14 protein-coding genes are annotated in these 15,313 nt (G+C 45.1%); 12 read left to right on the top strand and 2 right to left on the bottom strand.

What is annotated here, in order from left to right:
- Positions 1 to 136 precede the first annotated feature (136 nt).
- The 4 genes from AB1K91_RS02990 to AB1K91_RS02975 all read left to right on the top strand — a co-directional run bounded on the left by AB1K91_RS02990 (position 137) and on the right by AB1K91_RS02975 (position 3,819).
- The gene (locus AB1K91_RS02990; RefSeq protein ID WP_413088009.1) at positions 137 to 1,087 is read left to right on the top strand and encodes an ABC transporter permease; all 951 of its coding nucleotides are present in this window, start codon (positions 137 to 139) and stop codon (positions 1,085 to 1,087) included.
- Positions 1,080 to 2,030: an iron chelate uptake ABC transporter family permease subunit gene (locus AB1K91_RS02985; RefSeq protein WP_413088007.1), complete on the top strand. Its 951-nt coding sequence runs from the start codon at positions 1,080 to 1,082 to the stop codon at positions 2,028 to 2,030. The genes AB1K91_RS02990 and AB1K91_RS02985 overlap by 8 nt, the downstream gene beginning before the upstream one ends.
- The gene (locus tag AB1K91_RS02980; RefSeq protein WP_093725726.1) at positions 2,027 to 2,782 is read left to right on the top strand and encodes an iron ABC transporter ATP-binding protein; all 756 of its coding nucleotides are present in this window, start codon (positions 2,027 to 2,029) and stop codon (positions 2,780 to 2,782) included. Before AB1K91_RS02985 ends, AB1K91_RS02980 begins: the two co-directional genes overlap by 4 nt.
- A gap of 95 nt (positions 2,783 to 2,877) precedes the next feature.
- Positions 2,878 to 3,819 (top strand): siderophore ABC transporter substrate-binding protein, encoded by a 942-nt coding sequence (locus AB1K91_RS02975; protein ID WP_413088006.1) that lies wholly within the window; start codon positions 2,878 to 2,880, stop codon positions 3,817 to 3,819.
- Between the two features lie 43 nt (positions 3,820 to 3,862).
- On the opposite strand, the gene AB1K91_RS02970 is transcribed toward AB1K91_RS02975, so the two are convergent.
- Positions 3,863 to 4,930: a nitric oxide synthase oxygenase gene (locus AB1K91_RS02970; RefSeq protein WP_413088004.1), complete on the bottom strand. Its 1,068-nt coding sequence runs from the start codon at positions 4,928 to 4,930 to the stop codon at positions 3,863 to 3,865.
- 138 nt (positions 4,931 to 5,068) lie between these two features.
- Here AB1K91_RS02970 and AB1K91_RS02965 point away from each other — a divergent pair, with 138 nt between their 5' ends.
- Positions 5,069 to 6,139, top strand: coding sequence for a methyl-accepting chemotaxis protein (locus AB1K91_RS02965; protein WP_413088002.1), 1,071 nt, complete (start codon positions 5,069 to 5,071; stop codon positions 6,137 to 6,139).
- A 30-nt stretch (positions 6,140 to 6,169) separates the two neighbouring features.
- On the opposite strand, the gene AB1K91_RS02960 is transcribed toward AB1K91_RS02965, so the two are convergent.
- On the bottom strand, positions 6,170 to 7,765 hold the full coding sequence (locus AB1K91_RS02960; protein WP_413088000.1) for a solute:sodium symporter family transporter: 1,596 nt from the start codon (positions 7,763 to 7,765) through the stop codon (positions 6,170 to 6,172).
- Between the two features lie 206 nt (positions 7,766 to 7,971).
- On the opposite strand from AB1K91_RS02960, the gene AB1K91_RS02955 reads away from it, so the two are divergent.
- From AB1K91_RS02955 to AB1K91_RS02925, 7 genes are all read left to right on the top strand, one after another.
- Complete coding sequence (locus AB1K91_RS02955; protein ID WP_413087998.1) at positions 7,972 to 9,156, top strand: MFS transporter; 1,185 nt, start codon at positions 7,972 to 7,974, stop codon at positions 9,154 to 9,156.
- Between the two features lie 63 nt (positions 9,157 to 9,219).
- Positions 9,220 to 9,780: a GNAT family N-acetyltransferase gene (locus tag AB1K91_RS02950; RefSeq protein ID WP_413087997.1), complete on the top strand. Its 561-nt coding sequence runs from the start codon at positions 9,220 to 9,222 to the stop codon at positions 9,778 to 9,780.
- A 361-nt stretch (positions 9,781 to 10,141) separates the two neighbouring features.
- Positions 10,142 to 11,164, top strand: a complete 1,023-nt coding sequence (gene qoxA, locus AB1K91_RS02945; RefSeq protein ID WP_413087995.1) for a cytochrome aa3 quinol oxidase subunit II — start codon at positions 10,142 to 10,144, stop codon at positions 11,162 to 11,164.
- Positions 11,165 to 11,184: 20 nt separating this feature from the next.
- Positions 11,185 to 13,134: a cytochrome aa3 quinol oxidase subunit I gene (gene qoxB / locus AB1K91_RS02940; protein WP_413087993.1), complete on the top strand. Its 1,950-nt coding sequence runs from the start codon at positions 11,185 to 11,187 to the stop codon at positions 13,132 to 13,134.
- 15 nt (positions 13,135 to 13,149) lie between these two features.
- Entirely contained in the window at positions 13,150 to 13,761 is a 612-nt protein-coding gene (qoxC, locus tag AB1K91_RS02935; RefSeq protein ID WP_093725733.1) for a cytochrome aa3 quinol oxidase subunit III, read from the top strand.
- A 1-nt stretch (position 13,762) separates the two neighbouring features.
- Entirely contained in the window at positions 13,763 to 14,083 is a 321-nt protein-coding gene (gene qoxD, locus AB1K91_RS02930; RefSeq protein WP_093725734.1) for a cytochrome aa3 quinol oxidase subunit IV, read from the top strand.
- Positions 14,084 to 14,170: 87 nt separating this feature from the next.
- Positions 14,171 to 15,310: an acyl-CoA dehydrogenase family protein gene (locus AB1K91_RS02925; RefSeq protein WP_413087990.1), complete on the top strand. Its 1,140-nt coding sequence runs from the start codon at positions 14,171 to 14,173 to the stop codon at positions 15,308 to 15,310.
- The last annotated feature ends 3 nt before the right edge of the window (positions 15,311 to 15,313 follow it).

The raw sequence follows: 15,313 nt of genomic DNA, 5'->3' as shown, positions 1-15,313 counted from the left end.
GTAACAGAACTGTCAATATTTTTAAAGAGATACTAAGATTCTATTGACGACTCTTTTTCCATTTACTATACTTAATAAGAATCTAATTGATAATGAATATCAGTATCATCGATGCTGCTGAAAAGGTTTGACGCTTATGAAGTTGATTTACTTGCTTATCATTACTGTTCTACTAGCTGTTTGTTCCCTGTTTGTCGGAGTGGAAAACGTATCTTTTTCTGCTTTGTGGAACATGGATGAGGAAGCTTGGAATATTGTGCTAATCAGCCGGCTGCCCCGGATGCTGAGTATTGTCATGGCCGGTACAAGTCTTAGCATATGCGGACTGATCATGCAGCAGCTCACCCAGAATAAATTTGTATCACCGACAACTGCAGGAACGATGGATTGGGCTAGATTGGGGATTCTGGTTTCCTTGTTGTTCTTTACCGATGCTAGCCCGATATGGAAGATGTGCATCGCTGCTGCCTTTGCTTTGTTTGGCACTTTGCTCTTCATGGGTATCCTCCAAAGATTGAAGCAGAAAGATACGATATTCATCCCGCTGGTCGGAATTATGTTAGGAAATGTAGTCAGTTCCATTGCGACATTTTTCGCACTGAAATTCGACTTGGTCCAAAACATGTCCTCATGGCTGCAGGGTGACTTTTCCTTAATCATGGAAGGACGTTACGAACTTCTTTATATAAGTGTTCCGCTGTTGATCGTCGCCTTTTTATTTGCCAACATGTTCACAGTCGCTGGCATGGGAGAAGACTTCGCTACGAATCTCGGCCTTCCATATAAATATGTTGTGAACGTCGGTTTGATCATTGTTGCGATCATTACCGCTGTAGTCATCCTGACCGTCGGTGTCATCCCGTTTCTCGGTTTGATTGTCCCGAACATTGTCAGCATATATCGCGGTGATAATTTGAAAAACAGCATTTGGCACACAGCAGTTCTCGGTGCATTATTCCTGCTTGTATGTGATATAGCAGGGCGGTTGATCATCTACCCATATGAAATTTCTGTCGGTCTGATGGTAGGTGTCATTGGAACAGGTATCTTCCTTTATATGCTGCTGAGGAGGAAGGCCTATGCTTAAAAGAAAAATTATTTTGCTCATTTTGATCGCCATTGGGTTGGCTGGTTTGTACTTGTTCATCCATATGAACTTGCAAGCGATGGAGTATTTGCTGCGTACACGGCTGGAAAAAATCTTAGCCATGTTCTTATGTGCGGTATCAATTGGTGTATCGACTGTTGTCTTCCAGACGATCACACAAAATCGGATTTTGACTCCAAGCATCATGGGTCTCGATAGTGTGTATATGTTCATTCAGACCATTGTCGTTTTCCTATTTGGTTCAGGAACATTCGCCATCCTCCAAAGTGATGCCTATTTCTTTGTCACCATCCTGCTGATGGTCGGCTTCGCTTTCGGATTATATCAGCTGCTGTTCCGCAGAGGGGAGAATAATTTGTTCCTGCTGTTGCTTGTCGGGTTGGTGCTGGGGACATTTTTCAGCAGTCTTTCATCTTTCATGCAAATGATTATCGACCCGAATGAATTTCTGCTGATCCAGGATAGTATGTTCGCAAGCTTCACAAATGTAAATACGAATCTCCTGTTTGTCTCGGCAGTGATCATCGTTGCCTTATGTATTTACATATTCCGATACCGTCATTATTTCGATGTCATGTCAATCGGGCGTGATCATGCAGTCAACCTTGGAGTCCCTTACGAAAAAATCGTCAAACGGATGTTCCTGGTGATTGCCGTACTGGTTGCCGTATCGACTGCATTGGTTGGACCCATCACATTCTTGGGACTATTGACGGCCAATCTGGCACGAGAGTTCCTGCAAACGTTCCGTCATACGTATTTACTGATTGCAGCCAGCTTGCTCAGTGTCATCGCACTGCTGGGCGGCCAGCTGATAGTCGAGAGGATTTTCTCTTTCTCTACACCGATCAGTGTCATCATCAATTTTGTTGGCGGTATTTACTTCATTTATTTATTAGTAAAGGAGAGTAAGAAGATATGATCGTAGCAGAAAAGCTTTCCAAGTTTTTTGGGTCCAAGAAAGTCATTCAGGATGTTTCCGTCGAGGTGAAGCGCGGTGCGATCACTTCCTTCATCGGTCCGAATGGTGCAGGGAAAAGTACCTTGCTTTCCATGGTAAGCCGACTGCTGAAACAAGATGATGGGATTGTATATCTTGACGGTAAGGATGTCCATAAACAAAAAAGTAAGGATTTGGCGAAGACGATAGCAATTCTGCGTCAGTCCAATGTCGTCCAGATGAGACTGACAGTGCGCGAGTTAGTCAGCTTTGGCCGATTCCCGTATTCGAGCGGACGTCTCACTGCCGAAGATGAGCAGAAGGTTAGTGAAGCCATTGCCTATGTAAATCTGGAGGAATTGGAAGATAAATACTTGAACGAACTGAGCGGGGGACAAAAACAGCGAGCATTCATCGCCATGGTGCTGGCGCAGGATACAGAATATATCCTGCTTGATGAACCGCTGAATAATCTCGATATGAAGCATGCCGTTCAAATGATGAAGCTGCTTCGTAAGCTGGTGGAGGATTTTGGGAAGACGATCCTGCTCGTCATCCATGACATCAATTTCGCTTCTGTTTATTCAGACCGGATTGTGGCGATGAAGGATGGCCAGATTGTTGCAGAAGGTCCAACGGAAGATATCATCCAGTCCGATGTGCTGAAATCAATATATGATCTGGATATCGACGTCCATAATATAAGCTGTAATCGGATTTGTGTTTACTTTTAATCAGCTTACAGGTTAAAGGGGTGGTGCCGTTATGAAGCATAATGCCTTTCTTGGCCAGCAATTCATCCATCAGATAGAAAAAGGAGAGGGATAAAATGAAAAAACTAACTTTGTTGATGACAGGTCTATTATTCATACTTCTGCTTGCAGCATGCGGAAGCAATTCCGATAACGCAAGCGGTGCAGATAAAGAAGAAGAAAAGCTTACAATCAAGCATGAACTAGGTGAAACGGAAGTGACCAAGAATCCAGAGAAGATCGTTACATTCGATATGGGAGCATTGGACACATTGGATAAGCTAGGTGTTGATGTAGCTGGTGTCCCACAAGAGAATCTTCCTGATTATCTTTCCAAATACAGCAGTGGCGATTATGAAAATGTCGGCGGCCTGAAAGAGCCTGATTTGGAGAAAATCGCTGAAATGCAGCCGGATGTCATCTTCATTTCCGGCCGACAAAGCGATTATTATGACCAGCTTAGTGAGCTTGCACCAACAATTTATGTCGGCGTTGACACGACGGATTATATGAATTCATTCAAAAAGAATACCGAAACAATTGCCAAAATCGTAGGTAAAGAAACAGAAGCTGAAGAAGCATTAAGTGAAATTGATGATGCAATTGCCGAACTGAAAACGAAAGCAGAAGGCATGGACCAAAAAGCATTGATCACACTTGTGAATGACGGCAGTGTAAGTGCTTATGGAAAAGCTTCCCGTTTCGGTGTGATCCATGATGTCTATGGTGTGCCTGCAGTCGATGAAACAATCGAAGCTTCCACACACGGTCAATCCATTGGCTTTGAATACATTTCAGAAAAGAATCCTGATTACTTGTTCGTAGTTGACCGCGGAGCTGTTGTAGGCAACGGTACATCTTCGGCGGAAAAAGTATTGGATAATGAGTTGGTAAATGGCACGAATGCAGCCAAGGAAAACCACATCACGTATCTAAGCCCAGATTACTGGTACCTATCTGGCGGCGGACTGGAGTCTGAATTGGAGAAAGTAAAAGAAGTCTCCGATGCATTGAAATAAGTAAGAACCAAAAAGCGCAGATGCACATGCATTTGCGCTTTTTTCAGTAGGCATTTTCTTGATGGAAGTAATTCGGCTTTAGAATCTTATTCTGATAAGGCTGGTGAAAAATGTGGGTCGTCGCTGGTGACATTGGGGGAATGAGCCAGCTCCACATACCTGTTACATCACGTCCTGCTTTTTGCTCTTGCTTCTCGAAATGGGCAAACTGCTTAGCTGCGGTATGGTGATCGACAATTGTAATGCCTGCTTTATGAAAAGATTGAAGCACGGCAATATTCAGTTCGACCAAAGCTCGATCCTTCCATAAAGTAGATGCCTTGCTTCGATCAAGCCCGATTGACTCCGCCACTTTCGGCAGCATGTCATAACGATTCTCATCGGCAAGGTTCCGGGCGCCGATTTCCGTGCCCATATACCATCCATTGAATGGAGCTGCCTGATAAATGATGCCGCCAATCTCCAATTTCATGTCCGAAATGATCGGAACCGCGTACCAACGCAGGCCAAGATCAGAAAATGCAGGATATTCCTCGTGCTCGATACGTACTTCTTTCACAATTTCTGCTGGTATTTCCTTAAGTATGAGCTGCTCATCACCGATTTGTACAATGAGCGGCAGGATATCAAAGGCTGTCCCTTTGCCCTTCCAGCCAAGGGTATGGCACATTTCTGTAAAACGGATGGATGCAGGATCTCCAATGATGCCGTGCTCTGTCTCATATCCAGCGTATCGAAGCAACTGATGATTCCAGATCCGGATATTTTCGTTCGGTGAGAAAATCGTGATCAATGGTTTTACTTTTCCGTCATTCGTTGCTTTTTCAATATGATCAAACAGCTTTTGCACTATTTCTTCTGCGTTGATGGAATCGCGGGCATCTATCACTTCTAATCCATTCCAGAACAAGCGCCCGATGCAGCGATTTGAATTTCGCCATGCCATTTTGGCTCCATGCTCCAGTTCTTCGGTTGTATGCGTGTATATTGCATTTTGAGTTATGTCATGTTTGATTTCCGACAGACGCTGATTTGTTTCCATTTCTGATTTTCCAAGCTCCTGGTAGCTTTCCCGGATGAACTGGATTGCTTCTTCCATAAGTCCCTGCATGTGAAGGTACCTCCTTTAGTCAGCAAGTAGTATAGCATCCATACTGAGAAAAGACTTAAAGAGGCAGAAATTGTAGAAAAAGATTCATGATTGTAACAAATTAGCCGATAGAAAAGAAGAGAGGGGAAGGGGGAAACAATGATGAAGAAACGACATGTAGTCACGATGCTGAGTGTGGGATACCTTTATGCATGTTTACTTATCCTGCAAAATGAAAGGGTTTTCTTTCTGGAATGGTGGATCAATGTTATCATTGGTCTCGTCTTGGCAGGGGGAAGCTTTGCCTTTATTTTTGTATATAAACAGGAAAAACTGGAGGAGACGGCCGAACAGATTATGGAAGAGCCTATTTTTCAGGAACCAGCAGCAACAATCGAGCCTGATGTTGAACCAATGATAGAAGAGGGGACCACTGAACTGGAACAGACAGGTGAAGCGCTGAGGCAAATTGTCATAGCATTGGAAGAAGTGACGGTTGGATCGGAGAATCAATCCCAGTCATCAGCAGAACTGGCTGCGACGATGCAGAAGTTCGCAGAAAATGTCATGATGGTTGCATTGAAAGGAGAAGAAGCGAAACAGATTGCAGCCGAAATGGATGCTTTGACAAAAGAAGGCGCTTCTCATATGGACGATTCCGTAAATCATATGGAGACAATAACCAGTAAGATCACATTCTCCTATGAAAAAGTAAGAGGTTTGAATGGCAAGACAGAGCAAATCAGTTCTTTGCTGAAGGCAATCAAGGATATTGCCGAGCAGACGAATTTATTGGCGCTGAATGCTGCCATCGAAGCTGCACGGGCAGGCGATCAAGGGCGAGGATTTGCTGTAGTTGCTGATGAAGTGCGCAAACTTTCCGACCAGGTCCGCGTTGCTGTGACAGATATAACAGGTGTGTTTCAAAGCATCCAGACAGAATCGAAGGATGCAGTCGACGCTCTCGGTGCAGGCAAGGAGGCCGTAGTTGCAGGTTCGGATAAAATCACGACTACTCAAAGCACGTTTGAGCAGCTGCAAAAAGAGATTGGAATCACAAGCAGTCAAATCGAAGCGATTTCTGCAGCAATGTATGATGTGCTCGATAACACACGCGGTGTTACAGATAGTATCAATAGCATTGTTTCCGTGGCGGAACAGAATGCAGCAAGTATGCAGGAGGTTACTGCCATTACGCAGGATATTCAGCAAAAATTCAACAATCAATGAAAAAGCGACCAGCAATGGTCGCTTTTTCACTTAGGCTGCAATTCCCCAAGGGGAGAAAAGGATATACAGGCCGATGATGCAAATGGTAATGAAGATGGCAAACGGCTTCGCGTATTTCCAAGGCGTCATATCGACAACCTCTGCATCTCTTAGTACGTAAGGCTCTTTCCGCGGCTTCCATTTGCCGAGTGCAATCATAAGCAGCAAGCTGAACGGGAAGAGGATCGCCAATACATAAAGGAAATGTACTTCTCCGAATAGCAGTTTGGACAGCCCATATAAGATTAAGTGGGTAACAATAGCGGTCTTGACCGCAAAAGCTGGTACCCGTTTGGTAAAGAATCCTATGAAAATGGCTGCCACGATCGGTACGTTGATGAATCCGAACATCTCCTGCAGATAATTGTATAATCCGCTAGGGAAGAAGATGATGAATGGTGCAATGATAATGGAAATGACACCTACTGCAATTGCGAATAGACGACCTGCTTTCACAAGCTCGGAGTCTGTTGCATTCTTACGGAAAATAGGCTTGTACAAGTCCAACGTGAACAATGTCATCGTACTGCTTAATGCACCATTGAACGAGCTGAGAATGGCACCGAACAGGATGGCTGCAAAAATACCGGTTATGGCGGTCGGCAGCAAATCGATGATCAAAGTCGGATAGGCATCATCCGCAGTTTTCAATGTGTCGCCGTAAAGATGGAATGCTATCGTACCAGGCAATAGCAGATAAAGAACGCCGAACAACTTGAAGAATCCTGTCAGCAGGACGCCTTTTTGTCCCTCGGCCAGATTTTTAGCACCTAGTGATTTCTGGACGATTGCTTGGTTGGCTGCCCAGTAGAACAAGTTGTTTACAAGCAATCCGGTAAAGATTGTCGGCCAAGGAACATTGGCATCATTGCTGCTATCGATTGCATTCAGTTTTTCAGGATGATTGTCGATTAGCTTATCGATACCGCCAGTGATGCTGCTGTCTCCCAAAGCCCAAAGGCCAAGCAGCAGAATACCTATTCCACTGATGATCAAGGCGATGCCGTATAAGGTGTCAGCAGCTGAAATTGCACGTAATCCTCCAAATACAACGTATCCAAGACTGACTAACCCGATTACACCAGCAATCAATGCAACGGCCCAAAAAGTACTGATATGTAAGCCGCCAGTTATGTTGAAAATAGAATCCAGTACCAATGCCCCGGAATAAAGGACCGTTGGCAAGAATGAAGTCATATAGCCAAGAATGAACAAAACAGAAACAAACTGACGCGTCCGCATATCGAATCGCTGTTCAAGGAAATCAGGAATGGTTGTGATTCCTGTTTTCAAATAACGAGGAAGAAATAGAAATGCAAGGACGAATAGTGCGAGCGGGGATGTGACTTCCCATGCCATTGCAGTGAAGTTGCCGCCGAATGTCTGACCGTTCTGTCCGACAAGCTGCTCTGTGGAGAGATTTGTCAATAGCATGGAGCTTCCGATGGCTATACCTGTCAGACTGCGGCCTCCAAGGAAATAGCCGTCCGAAGTAGCAAGGTCGATTCCCTTCGTCTTTCGCCAGGAATAATAGGCAATTCCGAACGTAACAATGACAAATGATAGAATGATGAACGCATAAAGCATATCTGTTCCTCCTTAAGTACTTTCACAACAGCTGAGCGCTGTAATCCTCCTCATGGAATTCCCCTGCCTTTAACTTTCAAAACCTATCAAAATATTTGAATCCGCTTCCTATGATTTTTTTGTTAAATTAATGAGTTTTGGTTTGTATCGAGCACGTATCTGTTGTATCTTTAGCCAATGTCATGTCAGAAAAAGGAGGAGTCAAGATGTCTTTAGCAAGCAGACAGTTCAAGCCCGCGACAGTGATTGCCGTGTTGATGATCTGTGCTTTTTCCATCGGGACGACGGAATATGTAGTGACGGGTGTGTTGACACATATTGCGCAGGACCTTGGGGTGACGATTGCAGCTGCCGGCCTTGTGGTAAGCATGTATGCGCTTGGCGTGGCGGTATTTGGTCCGCTTATGACCACACTTTCGGTCAAGCTGCCTCGTAAGCCGATGCTGCTTTTATTCATGCTGGTATTCATCATCAGTAATATTATTAGTGCGACTGCACCGAATTTTGCAGTTTTACTCGTCTCAAGGGTTACGTCCGCTTTTATCCATGGCCCGTTTTTTGCGTTGGCATTCGTCATGGCGAGTGAACTGGTGGAGCCGCGCAAACGGGTCCAGGCGATTGCAGCCGTCAATGGCGGGCTGACGATTGCCATCATGATTGGTGTGCCATTCGGAGCCTATCTTGGTTCGCTTATCGAGTGGCGACTCGTATTCTGGCTTATTGCATTTCTTGGGGTGATAGGTATGATTGGCTTGCTCATTTGTGCGCCTAATACGAAGCCGGAACAAACACCGCGCATCAAGCAGGAACTCAGTGTGTTCAAGCATAAGCAAGTACTGCTGACGATTGCCATTATCATTTTTGGCTATTCGGGTGTATTCACCGCTTATACGTATATTGAACCATTATTACGTTCCATCACCGGCTTTGGCGGTCTAGGGATTATGATCAGTCTATTCTTCTTTGGAATGGGCAGCGTCATAGGCAACTTCTCTACTCCAAAGTTAGCTGGGGGGAATGTGACCAGGACGCTTATCTATGTGTTTGCGGTACTGACAGTCATCCTATTGCTGTTTCCGCTGGCTACACCCTATGCCATCACGGCTGTTTTGGTTATCGGGCTATTTGGAGCAGGTGCATTTGGAACGACACCATTATTGCAGTCAAAAATCGTCATGGCAGCAAAGGAAGGACCGACAATTGCAGCAGCCGCAAGTGTTTCAGCTTTTAATCTGGCAAATGCCAGCGGTGCTTATATAGGCGGTATCGTGCTCGATGCAAATCTAGGTTACACATGGCTTTCCATTATAGGAGCCGGAATTTCCATAATTGGTATACTATTATCTGCTGTTTCCTACCGGGAGGAGAAAAAAGCAGCTGAAGTGGCCTGAACTTATTGCAAGTCCTGATGGCTTCCTGCATACTAGAAGAAATTTCTGGGAGGGAAGCAGGTCATGAATCCAATCGTAAGAGACTTCAAGACTACTATCGAAACAGAACGTCTTATCATCAGGCAGCCGCAAGTCGGTGATGGAAAAGCTGTGAATGATGCGATCAAAGCGTCCTTGCCGGAGTTGAAGCGCTGGCTGCCGTTTGCCCAGGAATTGCCGACGCCGGAGGATACGGAAGAAAATATCAGGGAGTCGGTTGCAAATTGGATCAATCGGACGAACTTGCGCATGCTCATCTTTCGTAAGGATACGGGAAGTTTCATTGCTTCCAGCGGCTTTCACGCAATCGATTGGGATATCCCTAAAGTCGAAATAGGCTACTGGATGGATACGCGCCATACGGGTCAGGGGTTTATGACCGAAGCGGTCGAGGCGCAAACGGAGTATGCTTTCACTGAGCTCGGTGTCCGTCGGGTCCAGATACTGTGTGATGAGGAAAACAGTGCAAGCCGGGCCGTTCCGGAACGGCTCGGCTACCAGCTGGAAGGGATACATTATTGCGACAGCCTGCACGCGGATGGAAAGACGGTGCGCAATACGGTGTATTACAGCAAAACCAAATAACGGTTGGTTATCCAGTCATTGAAGCCAAATTACATAAAACGTTCAAATTTTGTTCAATACTTGTTCTTATTCTCTCTTTTTGCTGGTGTTAGAATGAAAAATGAACTGTTTACTTACTAGGCAAGTCTGGTCTTTTTGGCTGCTTTGTATTACACTAGTTTCTGGATTGTTGTCAGACACTGCCTGTCAGGCAGTGTGATTGTGTGTTTCCATCTGAAATTTCTGCTACTCTTATGGTATTGCGGAAGGCTCATTGTGAAATACTTATCAAAACCCTATTAAAGCGAAGGGTCGTTTTCTTATGCAGAGGGAAAATGGCACATTCGTGAACTCAGGTAAAGAAAGGAAGGGAAGCAGGCGCATGCTTAAAAAATTGAAACCCTTAAGTCTTCTGTTGTTCCTTGCCCTGCCGCTAATGCTCGCCGGCTGTTCTACACCGGAAGTGCTCGATCCGAAAGGACCAGTGGCAAGTCAGCAAAGTGACCTTATTATTCTATCGATCATCTTCATGCTTACAATCGTTGCGGTTGTATTCGTACTGTTGACAATCATCCTTGTCAAGTACAGAGAAAGAAAGGATCACGATAAGTACAGCCCTGAATTACATGGCAGCATGCTGCTTGAGACGATCTGGACGATCATCCCGATCATCATCGTCGTTATCTTGGCTGTTCCAACTGTAAGAACCATTTATTCACTAGAGAAAGCGCCGGAGCCGAAAACGGCTGAAGCTGCGAGTGAAGATCCGCTGGTGATCCATGCAACATCCATCAACTGGAAGTGGGTATTCACCTATCCGGATGAAGATATTGAAACAGTGAACTATCTGCACATCCCGATTCACCGTCCGGTGGAATTCAAACTGACATCTGCCGATTCCATGGCTGCTCTATGGATTCCAAGCCTTGGAGGTCAGAAATACAACATGGCAGGCATGCAGACAACGCTTTATCTGCAAGCTGATGAAGCTGGTGTCTACGATGGCCGCAACGCAAACTTCACAGGCGAAGGCTTTAATGAACAGCGATTCAAAGTCTATGCTGAGGAAGAAGCCGATTACGACCAGTGGGTGGAAGAAGTACAGGACTCCGCTCCAGAACTGACACAATACAAGTATGACAACCTTCTGATTCCTGGTGTTTATGACGGAACAGCTGAATTCAATGGTACGCACTTGCAATGGATCGACCATTCCAAAGATGCGGAATACACATTGGAAGCATGGGATCGTTTAGGCTATGAGCCGAAGAACCCGCATGCGAAAGACAAATCCCAAAATATCTTGCCGGAAGATGAGATTCCATACTATCAGCAAGACAATACTGTAGACTACTCGGATGAAGACATGGACAATGATGAACATGCGCATGCGAGTCACGAGTAACAGAGAGAGGGGGAAGAATTTTGGACTTAAAATGGAATGAGTTTATCATCACTGGCGATCCGTTGATCCTAGGTGCACAAATAAGTATTTTGCTTGGATCGATCGCTGCAGTTGCTGCCCTTACTTATTTTAAAAAGTGGACGTGGCTATGGAAAGAATGGCTGACTTCTGTCGACCATAAAAAATTGGGTATCATGTACATCCTTAGTGCCCTATTGATGCTATTCCGCGGTGGAGTCGACGGTTTGATGATGCGTACACAGCTTGCAACACCAAACATGGAATTCCTTGATCCGCAGCATTATAACGAAGTATTCTCGACACACGGTGTCATCATGATCATCTTCATGGCGATGCCATTCCTGATCGGTTTGATCAACTACATCGTACCGTTGCAAATCGGTGCGCGTGACGTTGCCTTCCCGTTCTTGAACAACTTGAGCTTCTGGACATTCTTTGTCGGTATGGCTCTATTCAATATTTCCTTCATCATCGGTGGTTCACCGGATGCCGGCTGGACAGGATATACGCCGCTTGCGACGAATGATTTCAGCCCGGGTCCTGGTCAGAACTACTACTTACTTGGTATCCAGATTGCTGGTATCGGTACATTGATGACAGGTATCAACTTCTTCGTAACCATCTTGAAGATGCGTACGAAAGGTATGACATTGATGAAAATGTCCATGTTCACATGGACAACGCTGATCACAATGCTGATCATCATCTTTGCATTCCCAGTACTTACAGTAGCCTTGGCAATGCAGACATTCGACCGTCTATTCGGTTCCGTACTCTTCACCTTGCATGGTGATGGTAACCCGATGCTTTGGGTCAACTTGTTCTGGGTATGGGGTCACCCTGAAGTATATATCGTTATACTTCCTGCGTTCGGGATCTTCTCGGAGATCATTTCGACATTTGCAAGAAAACAGCTATTCGCCTACAAAGCGATGGTTGTGTCCATTGTGACGATTTCTGTGTTGAGCTTCCTAGTATGGGTTCACCACTTCTTCACAATGGGTAATAGTGCAGAAGCGAATAGTTTCTTCTCTATTACAACAATGGCTATTTCCATCCCTACCGGGGTCAAGATATTCAACTGGCTATTCACGATGTATCGAGGGCGTATCACCTTTACGACGCCGATGCTTTGGTCCCTTGCCTTCATCCCGAACTTCGTTATCGGTGGGGTGACAGGGGTTATGCTTGCGATGGCAGCAGCTGACTATCAGTATCACAATACGTACTTCCTAGTATCTCACTTCCACTATGTGTTGATCTCTGGTACTGTATTTGCTTGTTTCGCAGGTTTGATTTACTGGTACCCGAAAATGTTCGGACATAAAATGAACGAAAAAATCGGTAAATGGGCATTCTGGATTTTCATCATTGGCTTCAATGTATGTTTCTTCCCGCAGTACTTCCTAGGGTTGGACGGTATGCCAAGACGTATTTCCACTTATTTACCGGAAGATGGCTGGACTGGTTTGAACTTCATTTCCACAGTCGGTGCCTTCCTGATGGGTCTTGCATTCATCATCTTCGTGTATAACATCTACTACAGCTGGAGATATGCACCAAGAGAAAAAACCGGCGATGCATGGGGTCTTGGACGTAACCTGGAATGGGCAACAAGCTCTTCTATCCCGCCGCATTACAACTTTGCAGTTCTTCCGGAAGTGACAGGTCTTGATCCTTATTGGGATATGAAAGAAAAAGGCCTCGATAAGCAGAAGAATGTTGATTACAAACCGATTCACATGCCAAACAACTCCGCTGTACCGGCAATCATGTCCGTCTTGATGGGATTTGCAGGATTCGGCCTAGTGTTCCATTGGTATTGGATGGGTATCGTAGGTGCAATCGGTATCTTCATCACAATGATCGTTCGTTCATTCGATTACAATGACGGTTATTACATCAGTGTGGAAGAAATAAAAGAAACAGAAGCGAAAGCGAATAAATAAGGAGGTTGTGAAGATATGGCACATGATCACAATGTGAACCCCAACGCTCCATTGGAATATCAATCAGAAGTCGGTCGATTGAACATCACCGGTTTCTGGACCTTCCTTGGTGCAGAGATCGCTTTATTCTCGACATTATTCGCATCCTATTTCGCGTTGCAATCACGTGTAGGTGACGGCCCGACCTCAACTGAGATGTTCGAAGCTGGTCTTGTCATGATTATGACAATGCTGCTTTTGACAAGTAGTTTCACTTGCGGTATCGCCATTCACGAAATGCGTGCGAACAATGTAAAAGGCGTTATTATCTGGATGATCATCACACTCATCCTTGGTGCAGGATTCATCGGTTATGAGTTGTATGAATTCGTACATTACGTACACGAAGGTGTTACACTGAGCACAAGTGCTCATTGGTCCATTTTCTTCATCTTGCTTGGTACACACGGTCTGCACGTTTCGATCGGTATCGGCTGGATCATTCTTCTATTGATTCAACTTGCAAGAAGAGGACTTACACCAAAAACAGCATCTAAAGTATTTATCTCAAGTCTTTATTGGCACTTCCTAGACGTTGTTTGGATCTTTATCTTCACATGCGTCTACTTGATGGGGATGGTGAGTTAATATGAGTCAACAAACGAAAAAAGGACATTTCCCTTGGAAGCATATCATCGGCTTTTTGATTTCGATCGCGTTGACACTCGTCGCCTTCGCAACAGCGCTATGGACTGACTGGTCATCATCAACGATATTCATCATCATCTTGATTTTTGCCGTCATCCAAGCAGCATTGCAGCTTGTTATGTTCATGCACATGACAGAAGGAGAAGACGGTGGATTGATTTCCGGGAATACACTTTTCGGTTTCTTCATCGCTATCGTCATCATTGTCGGTACTTACTGGCTGATGACTTCCGGTCACATGCATATGGGTATGAGTATGTAAGATAGAACCCGCTCTCTTGAGCGGGTTTTTTTGTATTCTTTTCTGATTTTCTCTAGAATAGAGAAGAGAAATGAGGAGGTACGGTACATGATAATGGCACATGATGAACATATACTAAAAAAGGCCAATCAAGTGGCAGAAGTGGCAAGAAAATATAAACGGATTGGGGATGAGCAGGCACAGCTTGCACCACAAGTGGTGCAAGCATTTCGTACGACAGCTTATACATTGCTGACTATACCAAAGGCACATGGTGGGGATGGAGCTAATCTTCATGATTTTCTTTTGGCACAGGAAACGGTCGCTGCTGGAGATGGGGCTGCTGCTTTATCGATTGGCTGGCACCTTAGTACAATGCAGGATTTAAGTGAAAATGCCGATTGGCCAGATGGGATGTTCGAAGGATTCTTGAAGGAAGTCGTCCAGGATCGTAAAATAGTGAATCGTGCAGCATCTGAACCGAAAACAGGCAGCCCTACCCGCGGCGGCATTCCCGAAACTTGCGCCAAGCGGGAGGGAGATCATTATATAATCACCGGTCGTAAGACATTCACATCCATGGCAGCTGACTTGGATTATTATCTTGTCACGGCTTTTGTAGAAGAAGAAGATGCTGTCGGCAGCTTTTTGATTTCCAGGGAAATAAATGGGGGGCGTGTCGAAAAGACTTGGAATCCGATGGGAATGCGTGCAACCGGAAGTGATGATTTGATTTTGGAACAGGTTAAGGTACCGGCAAATCATTATGTGGAAAGAACTAAGAAGAAGTCCGGGCCAAAAGGATCTTTGCTGCATATTCCTGCCTGTTATTTAGGCATTGCCAAAAGCGCACGAGATGAAGCTGTCAAATTTGCCAAAACCTTTCAGCCGAATACATTGAATAAACCGATTATCAGTGTTCCGCATATCCGGGAGAAAATCGGTGAAATGGACTTGGAATTGATGCAGGCCAGACATTTTATGTATCATGTTGCCAGCTTGTGGGATAGCTATCCTGAGAAGCAACAATACATGGGGCCTGAGCTGGCAGCGGTGAAAGTGAATGCAACGAAAGCTGCTTCCAAGGTAGTGGACCTGGCGATGCGGATTGCCGGCGGCAGAGGACTTGCCAAGTCCCAAGACTTCGAGCAGCATTATCGGGATGTGCGTGCCGGATTGCACAACCCACCGATGGATGATGCCGTTTTAGAGCTCCTGGCTTCCAATGCAGAGAAAAAGGAAAATTAATTT

The organism is Terribacillus jepli (assembly GCF_047228925.1).
In the GTDB taxonomy this organism is placed as follows: Bacteria; Bacillota; Bacilli; order Bacillales; family Amphibacillaceae; genus Terribacillus.
Note: the sequence above shows the minus strand (reverse complement) of the source record. Positions and strands in the feature narration are given on the sequence as shown.